The sequence below is a fragment of the Pseudomonas sp. FW507-12TSA genome (assembly GCF_058781435.1).
The window spans coordinates 66,192-88,410 of sequence record NZ_JBYSWT010000018.1 but is presented as its reverse complement, the minus strand read 5'-3'; the positions used below and the strand labels follow the sequence as shown (position 1 = coordinate 88,410).

Below are 22,219 nucleotides of genomic sequence, written 5' to 3'. Positions count from 1 at the left end.
GATTCCCTCCGTGGACACAGGACGAGCGACACGAACTACACGGTCGAGCTAAAAGGTATTATTCTTATCGAACATTTTTCCAGTCATTTATTATGCGAAAAAAGAATGAAGATAGATGATCTGAACGCATTCGTGGCGGTGATCCGCTGCCAGACCATCAGCCAGGCCGCCGATGCCCTGCAACTGACCCAGCCGGCCATCACCCGCCGGGTGCAGAACTTCGAGGAGGCGCTCGGGGTCGAGCTGCTCGATCGCAATACCAAGCCGCTCAAGCCCACCAGCATGGGCCTCCGGGTGTATGGCCAATGCCTGGAAGTGCTGCGCAGCATCGATGCGCTGAACGAGCTGGTGGCCAGTGACGGCGCCCCCAGCGGCGCCCTGCGCATCGGCGTGCCACAGACCATCGGCGATGTGGTGCTGCTCGATGCCCTGAGCCAGTTGAAGGCCCTCTACCCGCAGTTGCAGACCTCGGTGGCCACCGGTTGGGGCAGCCACCTGCTGGGCAAGGTCGAGAACGGCGAGCTGGATGTGGTGGCCGCGCTGTTCCCTGCCGGCAAGGTGTTTCCCGAGGCGGTAGTGGGGCGTTCCCTGGCCAGCATGAGCCTGGTGGTCGTGGCGGCCCGGGGCGAAGCACGTAAGCGCTCGTGCAAGCTTGCCGATTGTTACCAGCGCGGCTGGGTGCTCAATCCCGATGGCTGTGGTTTCCGCGCCGGCCTGCAACGGGCCCTGAGTGCCCAGGGCCTGTCGCTGCAGATCAACCTGGAGACCTTCGGCACTGAGCTGCAATTGGGGTTGATCGCCAATGGCCTGGGGTATGGCCTGGTGCCGCTGCCACTGCTGGAGAACAGCAGCCACCGGGACAAGCTGGAGATCGTGCCGGTCAGTGATTTCAAGCCGGTGATCGACCTCTGGCTGATCCATCCGCGCTTCCTCGGCAACCTCCAGGAGCCGGTGAGCATGTTCGGCGAAATGGTGGCCGCCCGTGTCGGCCAGTCACCGTCCTGAACGGCGTGGACAGCTCGTCGATATTAAAGTTAATTGCATATATCGATTGTCAGTTAATGCAATTTTTGTATATTAATTTAGAACCAAAACGAATTTCACGGACGTTTTTTATGTAGTTAGCATGGGATTCGAACGCGCTGAAATAGGGATGTTGAAATGCCTGAGCAAGCCCCGCTCAAAGTCTTCGGCCATTGGACCGCAAGCCCTGGATATCGGGCCCTGGTGCAGCTGCTGCTACGCCTGGCCAGCCCCTTGCTGCTGCTCTTGCTGTGGGAGCTGGCCGCGCGCACCGGGTTGTTGCCGGCGCGAGTCATCGCCGCCCCCAGCACCATCGGTGCCACCCTGTGGCAGATGCTGGGCAGCGGTGAACTGGGCGGGCATCTGTGGGTGTCCCTCAAGCGCGCTTTCGCTGGCCTGGCCATCGGCGTCAGCCTCGGTACGCTGCTCGCCCTGTTGGCTGGCCTGTCACGCGGTGGCGAGCTGGCCATCGACTCGCCGATGCAGATGCTGCGTACCTTGCCGTTCCTGGCCATCGTGCCGCTGTTCATCCTCTGGTTCGGGGTCGGCGAGACGCCCAAGATCGCCCTGATCGCCCTGGGCACCACCTTTCCCATCTACCTCACGCTGTTCTCCGGCATCCGCAGCCTCGATCCCAAGCTGGTGGAAGCCGCGACCCTGCTGGGCCTCAAGCGCTGGGAACTGATCGTCCACGTGATCCTGCCCGGAGCCCTGCCGGCGTTCTTCGTCGGCCTGCGCTACGCCTTCGGCATCAGCTGGCTGGGCCTGGTGGTGGTGGAGCAGATCAACGCCAGCGCCGGCATCGGCTACCTGGTCAACGACGCCCGGGACTTCATGCGCACCGACGTGATCGTGATCTGCCTGCTGGTCTACAGCGTGCTCGGCCTGGGCATCGATGCCCTGGTACGGGGCCTTGAACGTTTCGCCCTGGCCTGGCGGCCGACTTTCATCAGGAGTTGAGCCATGCACCTGTCATCTTCGCCACCGGGCCCGACTGCTGCTGGCCATTCGCCGGCCGCTGTCGAAGGCCGTGGCATCACCCGGCGCTTCGCCGGGCAAGCGGTGCTCGACGAACTGGACCTGGACATCGCCCCGGGAGAGTTCGTCGCCTTGCTGGGCCGCAGCGGCTCGGGCAAGACCACTTTGCTGCGCGCCCTGGCCGGTCTGGAACCCATCGACGCCGGGCGCTTGCAGGTACCGACGGCCATGGCTGCGGTGTTCCAGGAGCCACGCTTGATGCCCTGGAAGCGCGTTTGGCGCAACGTCGCCCTCGGCGTGCGTGGCGAGCAGGTGCGCCAGCGGGCCCAGGCGGCGCTGGAGGAAGTGGGCCTGGCCCATCGCCTGGCTGCCTGGCCCGGCACCCTGTCCGGTGGCGAGGCCCAGCGTGTGGCCCTGGCCCGGGCCCTGGTGCGTGAGCCGCAGCTGTTGTTGCTGGACGAACCCTTTGCCGCCCTCGACGCGCTGACGCGGATCCGCATGCATCGGTTGATCATCCGCCTGTGGCAGGCCCATGCCCCGGCGGTGCTGCTGGTGACCCACGATGTCGATGAAGCCCTGCTGTTGGCCGACCGCGTGCTGGTGCTGGCCAACGGGCGCATTGCCGAACAACTGCCGATCCGCCTGCCGCGCCCGCGCCAGGCCGGCCTTCCCGGGTTCCAGCAACTGCGTGGGCAGTTGCTGCAATTACTGGGCGTCGAAACCGAGGCCGAGCCGGCCTCCCTTGTTGCCCCACCACTGAGCAGGATTGCCAGCCGATGAGCCTTTGCACCGAACCATCCATCGCCACTGCGGCGCCCCTTGAGCTGGACTCCGTAGCGTTCGCCGACCTGCTGCAGCAGTTGAGCGAGGAGTTTGCCGCCACGGCGGCCCACTATGATCGCCACAGCGAGTTTCCCCATGCCAACCTGCAACGCCTGCACCAGCATGGTCTGCTGGCCTTGACCGTACCCCGGGCCCTGGGCGGCAGCGAGGCGACCCTGGCCCAGGCGCGGCGGGTGGTCGGCGCCGTGGCCCAGGGCGAACCTTCCACCGCCCTGGTACTGGTGATGCAGTATCTGCAGCACACGCGCCTGCAGCAGAACAGCGCCTGGCCCCTGCACCTGCGCCAGCAAGTGGCCCGCGAAGCGGTGCAGGACGGGGCGTTGATCAATGCATTGCGGGTTGAGCCGGACCTTGGCACTCCCGCTCGTGGCGGCCTGCCGGCGACCCTGGCGCGGCGGGTCGAGGGCGGCTGGTCGCTCAGCGGTCGCAAGATCTACTCCACCGGCATTCCCGGGCTGACCTGGCTGGCGGTGTGGGCTCGCAGCGACGAGCCCGAGCCCCGCGTGGGCACCTGGTTGGTGCACCGTGACAGCCCGGGCATCCGCATCGAGGAAACCTGGGACCATCTGGGCATGCGTGCCACCGGCAGCCACGATGTGATCTTCGACGAGGTGTTCGTGCCCCTGGAGCAGGCGGTGGACATCCAGCTGGCCAACGTCCCGCGACCTTCGGAGCTGGACAGCAAGGGCGTGCTCTGGCTGGCGGTCTTGCTGTCGGCGATCTACGACGGGGTAGCCCGCGCCGCCCGCGACTGGTTGCTGGGCTGGCTCGCTCAACGGGCCCCGGCCAACCTCGGCGCGCCGCTGTCGAGCCTGCCGCGTTTCCAGGAACTGATCGGGCGTATCGATGCCTTGTTGCTGAACAACCGGGTACTGCTCGACGCCGCCGCCGAAGGGCGGATCGCCGCCAGCGAGGCCACCCAGGTCAAGTACCTGGTCACCGGCAACGCTATTAGCGCGGTGGAGTTGGGGATCGAGGCCATTGGCAACCCGGGGCTGGCTCGGGGCAATCCCATCGAGCGCCACTATCGCGATGTGCTGTGCAGCCGCATCCATACGCCGCAGAACGACGCCATCCTCGGCGCGGTGGGGCGTGCCGCGTTCGCCTTGCCCAGCCGTGGAGCCCAGGTGTGACGCGCATCGCCAGCCAGCTCGACGCAGCCTTCAACCGGCAGTTGCGCCAGTGGCTGCCCGGGATCGAGGTGCTGGACCTGCCCCGGGGTATTCCCGCCGGCTTGCCCGCAGATATCCAGGTGCTGCTGGCCGCCCCCCATGCCGACTTGCGCGACGCGGCGCAGCCACCGACCGGCTGGCCCTTCGGCCTGGGTTTCGTGCAACTGGCCAGTTCCGGCCTGGATTATTTCCCGCGCTGGCTGTTCGAGCACCTGCCGGTGGCCAGTGCCCGGGGCTGCACTGCGTCCAGTATCGCCGAGTTCGTCCTGGCGGCGATCTTCGCCGCCGCCAAGGGATTGCCCCAGGTGTGGGTCGAGCGCGCCGAACATTGGCAGCAACGACCGCTGGCGGCGGTGGCCGGCAGCACCCTGGGCTTGTTCGGTTTTGGCAGCATTGCCCGGGAGCTGGCGCCCAAGGCCCTGGCCCTGGGCATGAGGGTGCTGGCCTTGCGGCGTTCGCCGCAGCCTTTGCAGGTGCCCGGAGTGGAAGCGGTGAGCGACCTGGGGCAACTGTTTTCCCGCGCCGACCACCTGTTGCTGGCGGTGCCGCTGACCGAGCAGACCCGCCAGGCGATCGACGCCGATGTGCTGGCCATGGCCAAGCCGGGGCTGCACCTGATCAATATCGCCCGGGGCGCGCTGATCGATCAGCCGGCGCTGCTCAAGGCCCTGGACAGCGGGCGCATCGGCCTGGCCAGCCTGGATGTGGCTGATCCCGAGCCGTTGCCCGAGGGGCATCCGTTCTACCGCCATCCACGGATTCACCTGTCGCCGCACACCTCGGCCAACTCGCCCGGGGTCTACCTGAATATCGCCCGGCTACTGGAGCGCAACCTCCGGCGTTGGGGCGATGGTTTGCCCCTGGAGAATCCGGTGGAGATCCAGCGTGGCTACTAGCCTGCGGTGCCTAGGTCTTCCGGTGATCGCCAGGCAAGGCCCTGCGGGCCTTTTCGCAGCCTCGCGGGCTCGGCAGCGGCTACAGGGCCCATGGCGGTTTGTGTAGCCGCTGCCGAAGGCTGCGTAGCAGGCGCGGGGATCTTGAGACCGCAGAAGGGCAGGCGGGAGCAGGGTATTGATGACCATTTCAAGGAGAGTGGATATGACCGCACATTTTCGTCCCGCGGTGTATGACTTGCCCCGCGATGGGCATACGGTTTTTCGCTGGGAGCACCCGCCGCGCCAAGCCAGCGTCGAGCTCGAGCGATTGCAACGCAAGCAGAGCCTGGCGGCGGCGTTCCGGGTCTTCGCCCGGTTGGGTTTCGACATGGGCGGGGCCGGGCATATCACGGTGCGCGACCCGGAGCACCCGGAGCATTTCTGGGTCAACCCGGTGGGGGTGTATTTCGGCCATGTACGGGTCTCCGACCTGCTGCTGGTGGACCCTGACGGCGCCGTCGTCGAAGGCGAGGGCGCGTTGAATCTTGCAGCCTTCGCCATTCATGCGGCGCTGCACCAGGCCCATCCCGAGGTGGTGGCCGCCGCCCATGCCCACTCGTTGCACGGCAAGGCCTGGTCGAGCCTGGGTCGCCTGCTGGACCCGCTGACCCAGGATGCCTGCGCCTTCTATGAGCGGCATGCGCTGTTCGACAACTTCTCCGGGGTGGTGCTGGAGGCCAGCGAAGGGGCGCGGATCGCCGCCGCCTTGCACGGGCACAAGGCGCTGATCCTGCAGAACCATGGCCTGCTCACGGTGGGCGAGACCGTCGAGGCGGCGGCCTGGCGCTTCATCGCCATGGACAACGCCGCCCAGGCCCAACTGCTGGCGGAGGCTGCCGGTACGCCCCGGCCCATTCCCCATGAAGTGGCCCGCCACACGGCGCGCCAGGTGGGCACCGAGTTCGGCGGCTGGTTCAGTTTCCAGCCCTACCGCGAGCGCATCCTGCGCGAAGAAGCGGATTTTCTCGATTGAGGACAGCCAGCATGCAGCGTCGTCGTTTCCTGCAACTCTCGGCCCTTGCCGGCCTGGCCGGCGCCTTGCCGCGCCTGGGCCTGGCAGCCGCCACCGACTGGTCCGGGGTCACTTTGAACGTCGCCACCTACAAGGGCGCGGCCCCGAGCTTCTTTACCCAGGCGGGTATCGACCCACCCCCTTACCAGGTCAAGTACGCCGAGTTCACCGGCGGCAACCTGAGCTTCGAGGCCCTGGTCAGCGGCACCCTGGACATCTCGCCGATGAGCGAGATCCCGCCGATCTTCGGCATCAAGAACCAGGCCCCGGTGAAGTTGATCGCGGTGCTCACCGGCGACGTCAACAACCAGGCCTTCATCGTGCCCAAGGGCTCCACGGTGCAGTCGGTGGCCGAGCTCAAGGGCAAGCGCATCGGCTACATCCGTTCCACCAGTTCCCATTATTTTTTGCTCAAGGCGCTGAAGGAGCAGGGCCTGGGTTTCGCCGACATCGTGCCCATGGCCCTGACCCCGCAGGATGGTTTCGCCGCGTTCCAGAACGGCGCCCTGGATGCCTGGGTCAGCTTCGGCTACTTCATCCAGCTGGCCGAGCTGCGTGCCGGCGCCCGGGTGCTCAAGACCGGGCAAGGCTACCTGTCGGGCAACTACGTGATCGCCGCCAACCAGCAGAGCATCGCCGACCCGCGCAAGCATGCGGCAATCACCGACTACATCCTGCGCGAGTACCGCTCCTGGCAGTGGATCGCCAGCCACCCCGAGGAGTGGGCGACCCGCAGCGCGCAGATCCTCGGCATGCCCCGGGAAGTGTTCCTGGCCCAATACCGCGCCCAGAGCGGCCCGCGCTTGCTGCAACCGGTGGACGATGCGGCGGTGAAGTCCCAGCAGGACGTGGCCGATCTGTTCTACGAGGCCGGGGTGTTGCCCCAGCCGCTGGATGTTTCCGGCCTCTGGGACCGCAGCTTCCATTGGGGCTGAGGGCCTGAGTGTCCTTCCAACCGGCCCTGGAGGCCCCATGCTGCGCCGATCCTTGCTGACCCTGGCCCTGGCCAGCTCGTGGGCACTGGCCCAGGAGCCCGCCGCGGCCCTGCACCAACGCCTGACCGTACTCGACAGTCACCTCGACACCCCGATGCAGCTGGCCCGGCCGGGCTGGGACATCCGCCAACGCCATCGCTACCAGGACGACCTGTCCCAGGTCGATCTGCCACGGATGCGCGAGGGCGGCCTGGATGGCGGCTTCTGGGCGATCTTCACGCCCCAGGGGCCGCTCGATGCCGAAGGCCGGACCCAGGCCAGCGAGCACGGCCTGGCGGTGTTGACCCGAATCCGCGACCTGGTGGCCGCCCATCCCCAGGACTTCGCCCTGGCCCTGCGCGCCGAGGATGTGCCGGCCATCGTCGGCCGTGGCCAGCGCGTGGTGTTCATCAGCATGGAGAACGCCGAGCCCCTGGCGGCCGATCCCCAGCGGCTGCTCACCTACCATCGCCTGGGCCTGCGTATGCTGGGGCTGGTGCATTCGGCCAACAACGACTTCGCCGATTCGGCCACCGCGTTGCCGCAATGGCGGGGCCTGAGCCCCGCCGGACGCGAGCTGGTGAGCGCGGCCAATCGCCTGGGCATCCTGCTGGATGTGTCCCATGCCTCGGACCAGGTGTTCGACCAGGTGCTGGCCCTGTCCACGGCGCCGATCATCGCCTCCCATTCCAGCAGCAGGGCCATTACCCACCATCCACGCAACCTGGATGACCAGCGCTTGCGCCAGCTGGCGGCCAAGGGTGGGGTGGTGCAGGTCAACAGTTTCCCCAGCGACCTGATCGACGCCGTCCCCAACCCCGAGCGTGCCAAGGCCCTGGGGCCGCTTTACCGCGAGTTTCGCCTGGCCGCCAGCCTCAGCCCCGGACAAGTGGCGGACCTGGCCGAACGCATCCGCCAGGTGGAGGCCCGTTACCCGCAACCCAGGGCGACCCTCGACGACTACATGAAGCACCTGCTGCATATCCTCGACGTGGTGGGGCCTGAGCATGTGGGCATCGGCGCCGACTGGGATGGCGGTGGCGGGGTCGAGGGGTTGGAGGATGTGGCGCAACTGCCACGCATCAGCGAACGCCTGCTGGCGGCGGGCTACAACGAAGACGACCTGGCGAAGATCTGGGGCGGTAATTTGCTGCGGGTGCTGGCAGCGGCCCAGGCCGCTGCGGCTGAATCTCCAGCGGCAAGTCCCGCGACTCGCGACTAGCGGCAGAAATGCTCCGTCTGCGGCTATGCGCGGCACGCAGAATCTCTTGTCGTGAATATGAAACAAAGTAATATTTGCATATGCTTAAAATGTATTTCTCTTATTAAATAAGCGCCCCTAGGATGGCTTTCCATAGACCCAAGTGACTGCACAAGTCGCCGAGCTATAACCGAACGTACTATCCATCCGCAGCAGGGAGCGCTGGCATGCCACTGACCAGAAGACAATTGATCGCCCGTATCGCCGCGGTCGGCGGCGTCCAGGCGGCAAGCGCGGTCCTGGGCTTGTTCGGCATGGCGGGCAATGCCGAGGCGGTCGAGGAAAACTACGCCTCGTTGCCGGCCATACCGGTGGGCAAGGGCGCCAGGGTGGTGGTGATCGGTGCCGGGATCGGCGGCCTGGTCAGTGCCTATGAGCTGCACAAGGCCGGGTTCAAGGTGACCTTGCTCGAGGCCCGCGACCGGGTCGGCGGGCGCAACTGGACGGTGCGCGGCGGCGATCGGGTGGAGTACAGCGATGGCAGCGCGCAAGTAGCACGCTTCGATCCGGGGTTCTATCTAAATGCCGGCGCCGGGCGCCTGCCCAGCCACCACCAATTGATGCTCGGCTACTGCCGCGAGCTGGGGGTGGAGCTGGAGGTGCTGGTCAACACCAGCCGCAATGCCCTGGTCCGCCCTGACTTGAACCAGCCGGCGCTGCAGATCCGCCAGGCGGTCAATGACAGCCGCGGGCATTTTTCCGCACTGCTGGCCAAGGCGGTCAACCGCCACGCCCTGGACCAGGAACTGAGCGCGGCGGATCGCGACAACCTGCTGAGCTTCCTCAAGACCTGGGGCGACCTGTCGGACAAGCTCGAGTACCTGGGTTCGGCCCGCTCCGGCTACAAGGTCTGGCCCGGGGCCGGCGACCAGCTGGCGCAGAAGAACGATCCACTGCCCTTGCAGACCCTGCTCAATCCGGCGCTGACCACGGCGCTGATGATCGACGAATACCCGGAGTTCTCGCCCACCATGTTCCAGCCGGTGGGCGGCATGGACCGCATCCCCCAGGCCTTTGCCCGGCACTTGAAGGGGCAACTGCGGCTGCACAGCGAGGTGCGCTCGATCAGCAACCACCAGGACAGCGTCGAGGTGACCTACCTGGACCGGCGCACCGGCCGCAGCCAGCGCCTGGTGGCCGACTATGTGATCAGCTCCTTGCCCTTGCCGCTGCTGGCCCGGGTCGAGAACAACTTCAGCGCACCGGTGCGCCAGGCCATCGCCGCCGTGCAGTTCGGCTACGCCAACAAGGTGGCCTGGCAGTCACGGCGCTTCTGGGAGAGCCAGTACCAGATCTACGGCGGGCTGTCCTTCATCAACCAGGAGGCCTCGGGGCTGTGGTATCCCAGTGGCGGCTTCAACCAGCCCGAAGGGGTGCTGGTGGCGGCCTACAACAATGGCGAGACCGCGCGCAAATTCGGCGAGAAGAGCCTGGCCCAGCAGATCGAGATCTCCCGCCAAGCAGTGGAGCTGCTGCACCCGGGGCACAGCCATGAACTGCGCAATCCGCTGGTGATCGCCTGGAGCCGGATTCCCTACAACTTCGGGCCCTGGATCAGCCATGAAGTGGTCGAGCCGGACTACAGCCTGCTCAACCAGCCCCAGGGCCGGGTCTACCTGACCAGCGACGGCCTGGCCCACAGCGGCGTGGGTATCTGGCAGGAGGCCGCCGCCGGCGCCGCCCGCCGGGTGGTGCGGCAACTGTTCCAGCGGGCGCAAGGCGCATCGCTACAACAAACGGCCTGAACCGGCCGAACATTCATAAAAACAGCGGTAACCCATGCCGGGTAGCGGACCTCCGAGGCTGGCAACCACAACCTTGGGAGCGTCTTTGCATGTCTTTGAAAAATACCGTCGTAGGGCTGGGGCTGTTGTTCGCTGCCGCCAATAGCTGGGCCGCAGGAATCCAGCGCATACCGTCCACCTATCCCAATTCGCCGATCCTGCAGGCCGTGACCCTGCCGGCCAATAGCGAGGTGACCTACCTGTCCGGCCTGTTGCCGGACCCGGTGGACCCCAAGGCCGCCAAGGAGCAGATCCACGCGGTGGGCAATACCGAGGCCCAGGCGCGGGTGGTGCTGGGCAAGGTGCGGGCGATCCTCGCCAGCCAGGGCTTGGGCCTGGGCGATGTGGTGCAGCTGCGCATCTACCTGGTGGGCGATCCGGCCCTGGGCGGCAAGCTGGACTTCGATGGCCTGCAAACCGCCTTTCGCGAGTTCTTCGGGACCCAGGAGCAACCGTTCAAGCCAGCCCGGACCACGGTGCAAGTGGCGGGACTGGTCCTGCCCGGCGCCTTGATCGAAGTCGAAACCGTTGCCGCCCGAGCGCGCTGAGCATTCTTCGAAAGGATCTGAAGTCATGGGTATTTCCTTGCATAAAATCGCCTTGGGCGCTGCCCCCCTGGGCCTCGGCCTGCTGGGCCTGGCCCCGGCGCAACAGGTGCTGGCCGCCGACGAGACCCTGGGCACCGTGGTGGTCACCGGGGTGCGTGGCAGCCAGCAGCGCACGGTCACCGACAGCCCGGCGCCGATCGATGTGATCGACAGCGAGCAACTGCGCAGCATTGGCCAGAACGGCCTGAAAGAGATGCTCGGACGGCTGCTGCCGTCGTTCAACGTGCCCACCATCAACGGTGGCGGTACCGCGTTCCTGGTGCGTGGGGTGAGCATGCGCGGCCTGGGCGGCGACCAGGTGCTGGTGCTGATCAACGGCAAGCGCCGGCACAACTCGGCGCTGATCAACAACGGAGCGCGGGTCGGTAACGCCTCGGTGCCGGTGGACCTGGACCTGATCCCCACCGCCGCCATCGAGCGTATCGAGGTGCTGCGCGATGGCGCGGCGGCCCAGTACGGTTCCGACGCCATCGCCGGGGTGATCAACATCATCCTCAAGCGCAATGCCGAGGGCCTGACGTCCGACACCAGCCTGGGCCAGTACTACGACGGCGATGGCACCACCGGCCACGAGGCCTTCAACTGGGGCAGCAAGCTGGGGGACAGCGGCGGGTTCATCAACCTGTCCTGGGACGCCAAGCTCCAGGAACCCTACGAGCGTTCCAGCGCCGCCAGCGGCCAGCTGTATTTCAACCAGCCCGATGGCTCGCCCGACCCCAGGGAAAGCCATCGCCAGGGCTGGGGCACCGAGTACGGCCTGGGGCGCGATCGCACCACCAGCCTGGCCTACAACGCCGAATTGCCCCTGGAGGACGACCTCAAGCTGTATTCGTTCTCCACCTTGAGCTACCGCAACAGCAACAAGGACCTGGGGCACCGCAAGCCCACCGACATCACCAGCCTGGCCGGGGTGCCCAACGCCCCGTACCCCAACGGTGGTCAGGCCCGCCGGGAAATCCGCGAGACCGATTTCCAGGTCGCCGGCGGCGCCAAGGGCCTGTTGGGCGGCTGGGACTGGGACCTGTCCAGCACCTATGGCAAGGATCGTGGGGTGCTGGACACAGCCAACAACCTGAACATTTCCAACGGCCCCTACAGCCAGCACGACTTCCACCTGGGCAACCTGGTGTTCGACCAGTGGACCAACAACCTGGATTTCTCCCGGGCCCTGGACATCGGCTGGAGCAGCCCGCTGGAGACATCCTTCGGCGTGGAATACCGCTGGGAGAAGTACGCGCTGGAGGAGGGCGAGGCCAACTCCTATAACCAGGGCAGTTATGTCCCGGCCACTGGCCCCTTCGCCGGCGTGGTGCCCGACCCGGGGCTGTTCTCGGTCAACGGTACCACCCCCGAGGACGCCTACAGCCTCAAGCGGCATAGCGAGGCGGCCTATATCGACCTGGGCCTGAACATCACCCCCAACTGGTACGTGGGGGCGGCGGCGCGCTACGAGAAGTACAACCTCGGGGTGGGCGACACCACCAGCGGCAAGCTCACCACCCGCTACGAGTTCCTGCCCGGCTACGCGGTGCGGGCGGCGGTGAGCAACGGCTTTCGCGCACCGTCCCTGGCCCAGAGCGTGTTCTCCACCACCAGTACCGTGACCCAGTTCGGCGCGGCCGGCACCACCACTTCGGTGCGCACCAAGCAGATGCGTCCCGATTCGCCCGAGGCCATCGCCCTGGGCGCCAAGGACCTGGAACCGGAAACCTCGCGCAACTACAGCCTGGGCTTTACCGCCGAGCCCACCGAGCGCCTGCGCCTGACCGCCGACTTCTACCTGATCGACATCGACAAGCGCATCCTCCAGACCGGCATCCTCAAGGGCCCGGCGGTGTCGCAGATCCTGGTGGAGAACGGCCTGTCGCCCAACCTTGCCGGGCAGTACTACACCAACGCCGCGGACACCCGGACCAAGGGCGTGGATGTGGTGGCCGACTACAGCCAGTCGTTCGGCGAGTACGGCACGGCCAAGTGGAGCATCGCCTACAACCACAACAAGACCACCATTCGCGACCTGGCCGACACCCCGGCGGCGCTGTCGCGGCTGGGGGCCGGTTATGTGCTGTTCGACCGCCAGCAACAGATCGACCTGACCCAGTCCACGCCCAAGGACAAGTGGATCCTGTCCACCAACTACAAGGTCGGCGACTGGACCACCAACCTGCAGCTGACCCGTTTTGGCGAATACACCGAAGGCTCGAACATCCCGGCCAACGACCGGACCTACAGCGCCAAGTGGATCACCGACCTGGACGTGGCCTACGACGTGACCCAGAACCTCACGGTGGCGGTGGGGGCCAACAACCTGTTCGATGTCTACCCGGACAAGATCGGTCTCAAGGCCTGGGCTGGCACCTACGAGTACGGGATGTTCTCGCCCTACGGCCTGGGTGGCGGCTACTACTACAGCCGCGTCAGCCTGGCGTTCTGAGTGATGGCCGAACCTACCGGCAAGTCCTGGCGCCAGCGCTTGGGCCAAGTGATCGCGCTGTGCGGCGGCTTGCTGTTGCTCGGCGCCCAGGCCCTGGCCGAACCGACGCTGCGGGTCTCCAGCCAGAAGCAGTCGCTGAAGATCCTGCTGCAAGCGGCTGGGGAGCTGGAGCAGGTGCCGTATCCCATCGAGTTCGCCTCGTTCGCTGCCGCCGCGCCCACCGCCGAGGCCCTGGCCGCCGGAGCGGTGGACATCGGCAGCCTGGGAGATGCGCCGTTCGTGTTCGCCGCCGCGGCTGGGGCGCCGCTCAAGACGGTGGGGGTGATCAAGCTCAAGGTCACCCCCACGGCGGTGGCGATCGTGGTCAGGGACGCCTCGCCCTTGCAGGACGCCACCAGCCTCAAGGGGCGGCGCATCACCACCACCCGGGGGTCCATCGGCCATTTCCTGGCGCTGGCGGCGCTGCGCTCGGTGGGCCTGCATGGCAGCGATGCGCAGTTCATCTTTCTCCAGCCTGCCGAGTCACGCAGCCTCTTGAGCAACGGCCAGGCCGACGCCTGGGCGACCTGGGACCCCTACACCAGCATGGTGCAGCTGGAAGGCGGCACCCGGGTGCTGGTCAGCGGCGCGGGGTTGTTCGCCGGGCATATGCTGCTGGTGGCCAACGACCAGGCGATTGCCGAAAAACCTGCGCAGATCGCCGATTTCCTGCGTCGCCTGGGGCGTGCCTATGCCTGGGCCAACCAGCACCAGGAGGAGTTCTCGCGGATCCAGGCCGTTTACAGCGGGCTGCCGGTGGAGGTGCACCTGCGTTCCAACCGTTATGCCGAACCTCGGCGTATCGCCGTGGGGCCGCCGGTGGTGGAAGACCTGCAACGCACCGCCGACCTGTATCGGGAAGAGGGCATCATCCAGAAGTCTTTCGACGCCTCGGCCCATATCGATCGGCAGTTCAATGAAGTTGAATGAACGATGGCAATTTGATTAATAAAGCTCAGGAGGAAAGAGCAACTACCCAATTGAAGATGTGAATCTTTAAAGTTAACTATCAGTGAATTTAATACTTGTTCCGCAGCCTGTTAAAAGGACCTGTGATAGCCGGTATTTGCCTGATTTTCGATACGTTTTTAAGTTTGGATATTAGAGGTAAAGGGTATTTCACAAGCCTTCGGCGACTGCCTAAGGTGGCCTTGCAACAAATTCTTACGTTCCATCCAGATGCACTTCATCGCTACTTCCAGGGAATAAGGGAGCTTGCATGTTCACAGTCACTACTGCCGACAAACTTGAAGCGCGGCACATTATCGATGTGGTGGAAAAACGCTCTTACGGCGTTCAGCTCAAGGGTTTCTGTCCGCCGGATACCTTGCAGGTGGCACGCGACCACCTGTACCAGCAGGACCTGCGCAGCGCCTTCAGCCAGCAGCAGGAGTTCGTGCGCATCGGCAAGGCCTATATCGAGATCCAGGATGAGCAGAGCCGGGCCGAGTACCACGCCCTGGCGCTGCCCAACATCCGCAAGATCCGCAACCTGTTCCGCCCACTGGCCTCGCCCATCGATGAGCTGCGCCTGCTGCTGGACGAGGTCTGGCCCCAGGGGGCGCACCTTTTGCAAGTGGACGGGCAGAAGTGCTTTGTCGGTATCGCCCGTTTCCAGGGCTCGGGGGTCGATCTCACGCCCCATACCGACAAGCTCGAGCGCAATGCGCCAGAGGGCCACAGCCCACCGTTGCTGACCCAGCTGTCGACCAACATCTACCTGGAGATTCCCGAGGACGGTGGCGAGCTGGAGATCTGGGGCATCGAGCCGGACGAAGAGGAATACGAGCGCCTGCGCGGCGAACGGGCCTACGGCATCGAACGCCACCTGCTGCCGCCGCCGGACTTCGTGGTCAAGCCCGAGCCCGGCGACCTGATCCTGCTCAACCCGCGGCTGATCCACGCGGTGCGCCCCTCGGCCACCAGCACCCGGGTCACCCTCGGGGTCTTCATCGGTTACTACGGCGAACAACAACCTTTGGCCTACTGGAGCTGAATTCATGAGCAAGGTGCAGGAAATCAACCTCAAGGCCTACTTCAACAAGGGCGGCGAAGAGCATCAGTTCGAGGGCAAGCGGGTGGTACTGGCGGTCAGCGTCGGCCAGGAGTACCACGAGGACCAGAAGCTGCGCTCGACCATCCACCTGATCAACCAGTCCGGCTTCAGCCACGTCAAGGTGGTGGTGGCCGACACCCTGCAACGGCACAACAAGCATGGCCAGTCGCCGGGGGAGGCGCTGTCGGCGGCGATCCGCGATGGCGATGCCTGGCTGGCGCGCAACCAGGTGATCCTCGATGGCCTGCGGGTGCCCTACCACATCACCCGCTGGAACCAGGAGCTGGCCAGCGATCGTTATGCCGAACTGCGCCAGCAACTCAACCAGGTCTACCAGCAGCAGGCGGAACTGCGCGAGGCCATCGACAGCACCATCGGCGTGTTCATCGAGCGCCTGCGCCTGCGTGACGAACACGCTGACCTGGAGCGGGCGGCGGCCCAGTGCCGGGAATACATCCTCGAGGAGATCCCGATCATCCTGCCGCTATGGGCCGACGAGGGTTACCACTACGTCCTCTATCCACAGCAGATGACCACGGCCATGGCCACCAGCCGCGACTTGCTGATCGAGCCCCACAGCCCGGACCGGGTGCGCTGGTTGCCGCTGAAGTTCAAGAAGCGCGGGATCCCGATCCCGTTCACCTTGCCTGGTGCCATCCACCCGAACTGGACCAGCGGCGCCATCGCCATCTGAGTCCATGTTTTTTTCTGCCAATGGCCGTCGCCTTGGGGCACGGCCAACGGGATTTTTGAATTCAAGGAGTTTCCATGGGCGTTTTTGCGCAACAGCAACGCAAATGGTGGGCCTTGCTCGGAGTGAGCATCGCCAGTTTTCTCGGTTGTGTGGATTTCACCATCGTCAATACCGCGCTGCCGGCCTTGCAGGCCGACCTCGGGGCGGCGGTGGACAGCCTGCAATGGGTGATCAACGGCTTCATCCTGGCGTTGTCCAGCTTCATGGTGCTGGTGGGGCGGCTGGCCGACCTGCACGGTCGCAAGCGAGTGCTGTTCATTGGCCTGAGCGTGTTCGGCCTGGCTTCGCTGGCGGCGGGCCTGGCCGGGCAGATCGACACCCTGATCGCGGCCCGGGTACTCCAGGGGCTGGCTTGCGCGGTGCTCTACACCGCCTCGGGCGCCATCGTCTCCAGCACCTTCGACAGTGCCGAGCAGGGCCGGGCCTTCGGTGTGCTGTTCGGGGTCAACGGCGTGGGCCTGGCGGCCGGGCCGGTATTGGGCGGGCTGATCACCAGCAGTTTCGGCTGGCAGTGGATCTTTTTGATCAACGTACCGTTCGTGCTGCTGAGCCTGGGGATCTGCAGCTTCAGCGTCAGGGAGTCGCGAGCGGCGCAGGCCGGGACCCGGCTCGACGGCTGGGGCGCCTTGCTGTTGCTGATCGGCCTGCCGAGCCTGGTGCTGGTGATCGTCCAGGGCGCGGCCTGGGGCTGGGGATCGCCGCCGGTCCTGGGCCTGGCGCTATTGGCGCTGCTGGCCCTGGGCGGGTTCGTGGCAGTGGAGCGGCGGGTCGCGGCGCCGATCATCGATCTCAAGCTGTTCGCCAACCGGCGTTTCGTCGCGGCGGTGGTGGCGAGCTTCAGCCTGGCGGTGTTCTATTGCGTGGCGTTCTTCGTCATGCCGCTGTACCTGGCGCAGATCCGTGGCGCCTCGGTGCAGGCCAGCGGCCTGTTGCTGCTGCCTACCACCCTGGGCGTGGCGTTGCTGTCGCCGCTGGTGGGGCGCCTGGTGGACCGCAAGGGGCCGGGGTTGTTGATCAAGGCCGGGCTGGCGCTGTTCATCCTGTCCGCGCTGTTGCAGGCCGGGTTCGAGCGCCAGACATCGTTGCCCTACCTGCTGGGCGCCTTCGTGGTCATGGGCCTGGGCTGGGCGAGCATCCTCGGGCCATCGACGGTGCTGGGGATTTCCTCGGTGCCCCAGGAGGTGGGGTCGGTGGCCATGGGCTCGCTGATGACCTTGCACAATGTCGGCGGCGGTATCGGGCTGGCCGTGGGCGTCGGCTTGTTCCATCAGTTCGCCGCTGCGCCGGCGGGCGATGTCCAGGCGGCCTTTCTCAATGGTTATCAGACGGTAATGGGCTTCCTGGCATTGGTCAGCCTGCTGGCCTGGAGTGCGGTGAGCCTGTTGCTACGCGCCGCAACCGCCCCGGCGCCGGTGGCGCAGGAGGAAACCAGCCGTGGCTGAGCGCGGCGGGCAGATGGGGCTGGGAGCGTTTCTTTCCGGCTCCGGTGCCCATGGCGGTAGCTGGCGTCACCCCCTGGCGGATGCCGATGCGTCGTTGAATTTCGAGCGTTACCGCCACTATGCGCAGACCCTGGAACGGGGCTGTTTCGATGCCCTGTTCCTCAACGACAATGTGGCGGTGGGCGAGCTCGATCCGCGGGTGTTGGCCCACAGCTCCTACAGCCTGCGCTGGGACCCCTTGACCCTGCTGCCGGCCCTGGCGGTGGTGACCCGGCGTATCGGCCTGATCGCTACCGCCAGCACCTCCTACAACGAGCCGTACAACCTGGCGCGCAAGTTCGCCTCCCTGGATCACCTGAGCGGCGGTCGGGCTGGCTGGAACCTGGTGACCGGGCTGATCGGCGGCGAGAACTTCAACCATCCCCAGCCCCCCGAACATGACCTGCGCTACGAGCGGGCCGAGGAGTTCTTCGATGTGGCCAGCGGCCTGTGGGACAGCTGGGCCGATGATGCCTTTCCCCGGGACAAGGCCAGCGGCGTGTGGCTGCACCCGCAGCGGATGCATCTGTTGCAGCATTGCGGCCGGCACTTTCAGGTCCAGGGCCCTTTGAATGCGCCAAGGCCGGTGCAGGGCTGGCCGGTGATCGCCCAGGCCGGTTCCTCGGGACCGGGGCGCGAGCTGGCGGCACGTTGCGCCGAACTGGTGTTCACCGCCCAGACCGACCTGGCCCAGGCCAAGGTTTTTTATGCCGGGCTCAAGGAACGGCTACCCCATTACGGGCGGCATGCCGGCCAGTTGAAGATCTTCCCGGGGATCGCCCCCACCGTGGGCCGCAGCCTCAATGAGGCCGAGGAGAAGTACCAGCAGTTGCAGGAGTTGCAGGATCCCCAGGCGCAGCTCAAGGCCCTGTCCTACCTGCTGGACCTGGGCATCGACCTGTCGCGCCTGGCGCTGCATGCACCCGTGCCGTTACCGGACGACGGCAGCTCCACCGAACGCCACCAGAGCCGGCGGCAACTGGTGGTGGAGCTGATTCGCCGGGAGCGGCCAACTGTGGCTCAGTTGCTGCGCAGCCTGTCCGCCAGCGGGCACAAGGTGCTGGTGGGCACCCCGGAGCAGATCGTCGATGAACTGGTTACCTGGTACCAGGAGTACGCCGCCGATGGCTTCAATGTGCTGTTCACCCACCTGCCGGGGGCCATCGACGACTTCGTCCGGCTGATCACCCCGCAGTTGCAGCGGCGAGGCCTGTTTCGCCAGCGTTACACGGGGCGCACTTTGCGCGAGCACCTGGGGCTGGCACGGGTGGCGAACCGTTTTTTCAGTCCGGGGCGGCATGGCTGAATCGTCAGCAGCGGCTTTACTGAACCAGCGTAACGCCCATTGATCAGCCAAGGAGCGACAGCATGTCTGGATGGTATGAGTTGAAGAAAAGCAGCAACGGTCAGTTTCGTTTTGTGCTCAAGGCTGCCAATGCCGAGGTGATCCTCACCAGTGAGCTGTACACCACGCGCGCGGCAGCGGAAAACGGCATCGCCTCGGTCCAGGCCAACAGCCCGCTGGACGAGCGCTATGAGCGCAAGAGCGCCAAGGACGGCAAACCCTATTTCAACCTCAAGGCAGCCAATCACCAGATCATCGGCAGCAGCGAGCTGTATTCCACCGATGCCGCGCGGGACAAGGGTATCGCCAGCGTCAAGAGCAATGGCCCGACCCACAACATCAAGGACCTGACGGCGGTCTAGCCCATGACCGGGCCCGGCCGCCGGGTGGTAGTCGGCGTCCGTGGTGCGGTTTCCTGGAGGCGGAACTTTGTCGACAAGGGCCACGCTGGTTTATCCTGCGTGCCGGATCATCCTGGAGCGAACCAGGGTGAGGCCCTCGAACACTGTCCAAGGGAACTGCGACATCATGCTTCGTTCGTTGATTGCGCTGCTCGCGTTGTTGGCGCTGGGCGGCTGCCAGACCTGGCACAGCCTGCCTCCCGTGCAGCTGGAGCCGGCGCGCGAATTGCCGGTGATCCACGTCAGCGGCATGGGTGACCTGACGTCCGCGCCACTGCGCGAGGCCCTGGCCCGGGGCGGGGCCTTCGCCGACGTGCAAAGGGGGCATGACCCCGAAGGCTACAACGTCATCGTCCTGGCCCAGAGCGATCTGGAGGACCAGCACAACCTGCCCCTGACCCTGCTCAGTGCCTGCACGCTGTTCATCGTGCCGGCACCGGTGAGCTGGAACAGCCAGATGATGTTCCACTTAAGCCGTGGCGATCGCCCATTGGCCAAGTACATGATCGACAACCGCACCCGGGCCTGGCGTGGGCTGTTCAACCCCGATGGCGGGCGCAACGAGCATCTGCAGCGCATCGCCGACGACTTCATCGCGCAGATGCGCAAGGATCCCAGTTGGCGCGAATAGCGCCGTGGCACCAGGCACAAGGCCCGAGCGGTTCGCACCGTTCGGGCCTTGTACTTTCAGCGGCAGTTCAAGCCAGCTGGTGCAACAGCCCCTGCAATTGCTGACGGGCGGCCTGGGCCAGGGGGAATACCGGCCGGCGCGGTTCGCCGGCGGCCAGGCCCGTGAGCTCCAGGCCAGCCTTGACCGTGGCAGGCAGGCCGCCCTTGAGGATGAACTCCAGCAATGGCAATTGCCGGTAGAACAGGGTGCGGGCGCGCTCCAGGTCGTTGTCGCGCATCGCCTGGTAGAGGTCGAGGTTGAGCTGCGGGATCAGGTTCGCCGCCGCGGTGCACCAGCCCCGGGCACCGGCGGCGAAGGCTTCCAGCGCCAGGGGGTTGCAGCCGTTGTAGAACGGCACCTGGCCTTCGCCGAGCAGTTGCAGCTTGTGCATGCGCTGGATATCGCCGGTGCTTTCCTTGACCAGGGTGACGTTCTCCACGCTGTGGAAGATCTTCAGGATCAGCTCCACCGACATGTCGATGCCGCTGGTGGCCGGGTTGTTGTAGAGCATGATCGGCACGCCGATGCTGTCGCCGATGGCCTGGTAGTGAGCGAGGATCTCGGCCTCGCCGAGCTTCCAGTAGGAGGCGGGCAGCACCATCACCACATCGGCGCCCCGGGCTTCGGCGAAGCGCGCGCGGCGGATCGCCTTGGCGGTGGTCAGGTCGGAAACGCTGACGATGGTCGGCACCCGCCGGGCCACGTGGCGGATGCTGAATTCACTGACCTGTTCCCATTCGGCGTCGCTCAGGTAGGCGCCTTCGCCAGTGCTGCCCAAGGGGGCGATAGCGTGTACGCCGGCGTCGATCATGCGATCGATGGAGCGGCCGAGGGCTTCCAGGTCCAGGCCTTCGCCGTGGGCACTGAAGGGGGTGACGGTGTAGCCGATGATGCCGTGAATGTTCGGGGTGGACATGGTGCAACTCCTGCAAGGCATGAAAGGGGCGGATCAGTTCAGGCAGTCGGCGTGTCGTTTTAGGTTTTGCCGGGCGTAGTAGTTGAAGGCCGCGCCGTGGCGCTTGGGCTTGGAGATCCAGTCGTGGGCTTCGCGGCCCAGCTCCGGGAGGATCGGCTTGATGCTGCCGGCAGCCATGGCCAGCAGTTGCAGGCGCGCCGCACGCTCGATCAGTTGGGCGATCACGCAGGCTTCCTCGATGCTGGCGCCGGTGGATAACTGGCCGTGGTGCGACAGCAGGATCGCGCGCTTGTCGCCCAGGGCCGCGGAGATGATCTCGCCTTCCTCGTTGCCCACCGGCACGCCCGGCCAGGCTTCGAGAAACGCGCAATCCTCGTACAGCGGGCACAGGTCCATGTGCGAGACCTGCAGCGGCACTTCGAGCATCGACAGCGCGGCGACGTGGGTCGGGTGGGTGTGGATGATGCAGTTCACGTCCGGCCGGGCGCGATACACCCAGCTGTGGAAGCGGTTGGCCGGGTTGGGCATGCCGTGGCCTTCCAGGACTTCCAGGTCCTCGTTGACCAGCAGCAGGTTGCTGGCGCTGATTTCGTCGAAGCCCAGGCCCAGTTGCTGGGTGTAGTAGGTGCCCGGCTGCGGTCCGCGAGCGGTGATCTGCCCGGCCAGGCCGGAGTCGTGACCGTGCTCGAATAGAATGCGGCAGGTCAGGGCCAGCTTTTGCCGGTCGGTCCACGTATTATCCGCCAGGGTATTGTGCATCTGGGTCAGGGCTTGCTTGACCAGTTGCTCCTTGGGCAATGCTAATGTCTTGGCCATTTTCGGGGTCCTTTGATCGGTGCGATGGACGTCGGGTCTACAGCTCTCCCGCTGCTTGCGAGGTCGTTGGGTGAGCGTGAATGACACTAAAGAGGCTATATGACACTTTGTGTCATTGGCAAGCGCCAATCGTTGCTTCCTAGATGGATTAATCGCTCTACATGTCTATCCGTTTGAAATTATTGAGAAAAAAACTTGGCGTGACCCTGGAGGCCCTGGCCGAGAAATCCGGCATGACCAAGAGCTACCTGTCCAAGGTCGAGCGGGGGCTGAACACGCCGTCGATTTCCGCCGCGTTGAAGCTGGCCAAGGCCTTGAACGTCAAGGTCGAGGAACTGTTCGCCGAGGACAGCATCAGCCTCGACAGCTACAGCCTGGTGCGCAGCCACGAGCGCCAGTCGCTGGCGGCCAATGAACAGGCCCCGGGTTATGCGGTGCTGGCCCATCAGGTCAGCGAGCGCAACCTGCTGCCGTTCATCATCTACCCGGCCCGGGAGTTCAGCGACAAGACCTTCAAGGAGCACCTGGGGGAGGAGTTCCTGTTCGTCCATGAAGGCCGGGTGGAAGTGGATTTCATGAACGAACGGGTGGTGCTGGAGCGTGGCGATGCGCTGCATTTCAACGCGCAGAAACCCCACCGCATCCGCTCCCTGGGGGATGAGCAGGCGCAGTTGCTGGTGGTGGTGCACAGCGCCGAGGAGTGATGCGCTACACCGT

The 22,219-nt window shown here is 65.5% G+C and carries 21 protein-coding genes; 19 read left to right on the top strand and 2 right to left on the bottom strand.

Features of this window, described 5'->3' with window-relative positions:
- Positions 1-105: 105 nt before the first annotated feature.
- From AC3WK8_RS18340 to AC3WK8_RS18255, 18 genes are all read left to right on the top strand, one after another.
- Positions 106-1,005 (top strand): LysR family transcriptional regulator, encoded by a 900-nt coding sequence (locus AC3WK8_RS18340; protein ID WP_022642800.1) that lies wholly within the window; start codon positions 106-108, stop codon positions 1,003-1,005.
- A gap of 156 nt (positions 1,006-1,161) precedes the next feature.
- Positions 1,162-1,983, top strand: a complete 822-nt coding sequence (locus AC3WK8_RS18335; protein WP_053135424.1) for an ABC transporter permease — start codon at positions 1,162-1,164, stop codon at positions 1,981-1,983.
- 3 nt (positions 1,984-1,986) lie between these two features.
- Positions 1,987-2,781, top strand: coding sequence for an ABC transporter ATP-binding protein (locus AC3WK8_RS18330; RefSeq protein ID WP_103325434.1), 795 nt, complete (start codon positions 1,987-1,989; stop codon positions 2,779-2,781).
- Entirely contained in the window at positions 2,778-3,977 is a 1,200-nt protein-coding gene (locus AC3WK8_RS18325; protein WP_103325435.1) for an acyl-CoA dehydrogenase family protein, read from the top strand. The genes AC3WK8_RS18330 and AC3WK8_RS18325 overlap by 4 nt, the downstream gene beginning before the upstream one ends.
- Positions 3,974-4,912, top strand: a complete 939-nt coding sequence (locus AC3WK8_RS18320) for a D-isomer specific 2-hydroxyacid dehydrogenase family protein (protein WP_103325436.1) — start codon at positions 3,974-3,976, stop codon at positions 4,910-4,912. Before AC3WK8_RS18325 ends, AC3WK8_RS18320 begins: the two co-directional genes overlap by 4 nt.
- A gap of 202 nt (positions 4,913-5,114) precedes the next feature.
- Positions 5,115-5,924 (top strand): class II aldolase/adducin family protein, encoded by an 810-nt coding sequence (locus tag AC3WK8_RS18315; RefSeq protein WP_053135410.1) that lies wholly within the window; start codon positions 5,115-5,117, stop codon positions 5,922-5,924.
- Positions 5,925-5,935: 11 nt separating this feature from the next.
- Positions 5,936-6,898 carry an ABC transporter substrate-binding protein gene (locus tag AC3WK8_RS18310; protein ID WP_103325437.1) on the top strand — a complete coding sequence of 321 codons (963 nt, stop codon included), beginning with the start codon at positions 5,936-5,938 and terminating at the stop codon, positions 6,896-6,898.
- Positions 6,899-6,935: 37 nt separating this feature from the next.
- Positions 6,936-8,159 carry a dipeptidase gene (locus AC3WK8_RS18305; protein WP_103325438.1) on the top strand — a complete coding sequence of 408 codons (1,224 nt, stop codon included), beginning with the start codon at positions 6,936-6,938 and terminating at the stop codon, positions 8,157-8,159.
- Positions 8,160-8,365: 206 nt separating this feature from the next.
- Positions 8,366-9,943, top strand: coding sequence for a flavin monoamine oxidase family protein (locus AC3WK8_RS18300; protein ID WP_103325439.1), 1,578 nt, complete (start codon positions 8,366-8,368; stop codon positions 9,941-9,943).
- 89 nt (positions 9,944-10,032) lie between these two features.
- Positions 10,033-10,530: a RidA family protein gene (locus tag AC3WK8_RS18295; RefSeq protein WP_103325440.1), complete on the top strand. Its 498-nt coding sequence runs from the start codon at positions 10,033-10,035 to the stop codon at positions 10,528-10,530.
- Positions 10,531-10,555: 25 nt separating this feature from the next.
- A complete protein-coding gene (locus AC3WK8_RS18290; protein ID WP_085596082.1) occupies positions 10,556-13,024 on the top strand; it encodes a TonB-dependent receptor plug domain-containing protein in 2,469 nt (822 codons plus the stop codon).
- A 3-nt stretch (positions 13,025-13,027) separates the two neighbouring features.
- The gene (locus tag AC3WK8_RS18285; protein WP_103325441.1) at positions 13,028-13,993 is read left to right on the top strand and encodes an aliphatic sulfonate ABC transporter substrate-binding protein; all 966 of its coding nucleotides are present in this window, start codon (positions 13,028-13,030) and stop codon (positions 13,991-13,993) included.
- 289 nt (positions 13,994-14,282) lie between these two features.
- On the top strand, positions 14,283-15,059 hold the full coding sequence (locus AC3WK8_RS18280) for a 2OG-Fe(II) oxygenase (protein ID WP_022642813.1): 777 nt from the start codon (positions 14,283-14,285) through the stop codon (positions 15,057-15,059).
- A gap of 4 nt (positions 15,060-15,063) precedes the next feature.
- The gene (locus AC3WK8_RS18275; RefSeq protein ID WP_085596080.1) at positions 15,064-15,813 is read left to right on the top strand and encodes a tRNA-dependent cyclodipeptide synthase; all 750 of its coding nucleotides are present in this window, start codon (positions 15,064-15,066) and stop codon (positions 15,811-15,813) included.
- A gap of 74 nt (positions 15,814-15,887) precedes the next feature.
- Positions 15,888-17,315 (top strand): MFS transporter, encoded by a 1,428-nt coding sequence (locus tag AC3WK8_RS18270; protein ID WP_022642815.1) that lies wholly within the window; start codon positions 15,888-15,890, stop codon positions 17,313-17,315.
- 13 nt (positions 17,316-17,328) lie between these two features.
- Complete coding sequence (locus tag AC3WK8_RS18265; protein ID WP_103325475.1) at positions 17,329-18,660, top strand: LLM class flavin-dependent oxidoreductase; 1,332 nt, start codon at positions 17,329-17,331, stop codon at positions 18,658-18,660.
- A 62-nt stretch (positions 18,661-18,722) separates the two neighbouring features.
- Positions 18,723-19,061: a YegP family protein gene (locus tag AC3WK8_RS18260; protein ID WP_031321093.1), complete on the top strand. Its 339-nt coding sequence runs from the start codon at positions 18,723-18,725 to the stop codon at positions 19,059-19,061.
- A 166-nt stretch (positions 19,062-19,227) separates the two neighbouring features.
- The gene (locus tag AC3WK8_RS18255; protein ID WP_085596079.1) at positions 19,228-19,731 is read left to right on the top strand and encodes a hypothetical protein; all 504 of its coding nucleotides are present in this window, start codon (positions 19,228-19,230) and stop codon (positions 19,729-19,731) included.
- A gap of 67 nt (positions 19,732-19,798) precedes the next feature.
- On the opposite strand, the gene AC3WK8_RS18250 is transcribed toward AC3WK8_RS18255, so the two are convergent.
- Together AC3WK8_RS18250 and AC3WK8_RS18245 are read right to left on the bottom strand one after the other, a co-directional pair.
- Complete coding sequence (locus AC3WK8_RS18250) at positions 19,799-20,686, bottom strand: dihydrodipicolinate synthase family protein (protein WP_022642819.1); 888 nt, start codon at positions 20,684-20,686, stop codon at positions 19,799-19,801.
- 33 nt (positions 20,687-20,719) lie between these two features.
- The gene (locus AC3WK8_RS18245) at positions 20,720-21,502 is read right to left on the bottom strand and encodes an aldolase (protein ID WP_053135387.1); all 783 of its coding nucleotides are present in this window, start codon (positions 21,500-21,502) and stop codon (positions 20,720-20,722) included.
- Positions 21,503-21,663: 161 nt separating this feature from the next.
- Here AC3WK8_RS18245 and AC3WK8_RS18240 point away from each other — a divergent pair, with 161 nt between their 5' ends.
- Positions 21,664-22,206, top strand: coding sequence for a helix-turn-helix domain-containing protein (locus AC3WK8_RS18240; RefSeq protein WP_022642821.1), 543 nt, complete (start codon positions 21,664-21,666; stop codon positions 22,204-22,206).
- The last annotated feature ends 13 nt before the right edge of the window (positions 22,207-22,219 follow it).

What these genes read in the sequence shown, in the direction of transcription:
- AC3WK8_RS18340 (WP_022642800.1), top strand. Translation starts at nt 106, where the DNA reads ATGAAGATAGATGATCTGAACGCATTCGTGGCGGTGATCCGCTGCCAG.
- AC3WK8_RS18335 (WP_053135424.1), top strand. Translation starts at nt 1,162, where the DNA reads ATGCCTGAGCAAGCCCCGCTCAAAGTCTTCGGCCATTGGACCGCAAGC.
- AC3WK8_RS18330 (WP_103325434.1), top strand. Translation starts at nt 1,987, where the DNA reads ATGCACCTGTCATCTTCGCCACCGGGCCCGACTGCTGCTGGCCATTCG.
- AC3WK8_RS18325 (WP_103325435.1), top strand. Translation starts at nt 2,778, where the DNA reads ATGAGCCTTTGCACCGAACCATCCATCGCCACTGCGGCGCCCCTTGAG.
- AC3WK8_RS18315 (WP_053135410.1), top strand. Translation starts at nt 5,115, where the DNA reads ATGACCGCACATTTTCGTCCCGCGGTGTATGACTTGCCCCGCGATGGG.
- AC3WK8_RS18310 (WP_103325437.1), top strand. Translation starts at nt 5,936, where the DNA reads ATGCAGCGTCGTCGTTTCCTGCAACTCTCGGCCCTTGCCGGCCTGGCC.
- AC3WK8_RS18305 (WP_103325438.1), top strand. Translation starts at nt 6,936, where the DNA reads ATGCTGCGCCGATCCTTGCTGACCCTGGCCCTGGCCAGCTCGTGGGCA.
- AC3WK8_RS18300 (WP_103325439.1), top strand. Translation starts at nt 8,366, where the DNA reads ATGCCACTGACCAGAAGACAATTGATCGCCCGTATCGCCGCGGTCGGC.
- AC3WK8_RS18295 (WP_103325440.1), top strand. Translation starts at nt 10,033, where the DNA reads ATGTCTTTGAAAAATACCGTCGTAGGGCTGGGGCTGTTGTTCGCTGCC.
- AC3WK8_RS18290 (WP_085596082.1), top strand. Translation starts at nt 10,556, where the DNA reads ATGGGTATTTCCTTGCATAAAATCGCCTTGGGCGCTGCCCCCCTGGGC.
- AC3WK8_RS18285 (WP_103325441.1), top strand. Translation starts at nt 13,028, where the DNA reads ATGGCCGAACCTACCGGCAAGTCCTGGCGCCAGCGCTTGGGCCAAGTG.
- AC3WK8_RS18280 (WP_022642813.1), top strand. Translation starts at nt 14,283, where the DNA reads ATGTTCACAGTCACTACTGCCGACAAACTTGAAGCGCGGCACATTATC.
- AC3WK8_RS18275 (WP_085596080.1), top strand. Translation starts at nt 15,064, where the DNA reads ATGAGCAAGGTGCAGGAAATCAACCTCAAGGCCTACTTCAACAAGGGC.
- AC3WK8_RS18270 (WP_022642815.1), top strand. Translation starts at nt 15,888, where the DNA reads ATGGGCGTTTTTGCGCAACAGCAACGCAAATGGTGGGCCTTGCTCGGA.
- AC3WK8_RS18265 (WP_103325475.1), top strand. Translation starts at nt 17,329, where the DNA reads ATGGGGCTGGGAGCGTTTCTTTCCGGCTCCGGTGCCCATGGCGGTAGC.
- AC3WK8_RS18260 (WP_031321093.1), top strand. Translation starts at nt 18,723, where the DNA reads ATGTCTGGATGGTATGAGTTGAAGAAAAGCAGCAACGGTCAGTTTCGT.
- AC3WK8_RS18255 (WP_085596079.1), top strand. Translation starts at nt 19,228, where the DNA reads ATGCTTCGTTCGTTGATTGCGCTGCTCGCGTTGTTGGCGCTGGGCGGC.
- AC3WK8_RS18250 (WP_022642819.1), bottom strand. Translation starts at nt 20,686, where the DNA reads ATGTCCACCCCGAACATTCACGGCATCATCGGCTACACCGTCACCCCC.
- AC3WK8_RS18245 (WP_053135387.1), bottom strand. Translation starts at nt 21,502, where the DNA reads ATGGCCAAGACATTAGCATTGCCCAAGGAGCAACTGGTCAAGCAAGCC.
- AC3WK8_RS18240 (WP_022642821.1), top strand. Translation starts at nt 21,664, where the DNA reads ATGTCTATCCGTTTGAAATTATTGAGAAAAAAACTTGGCGTGACCCTG.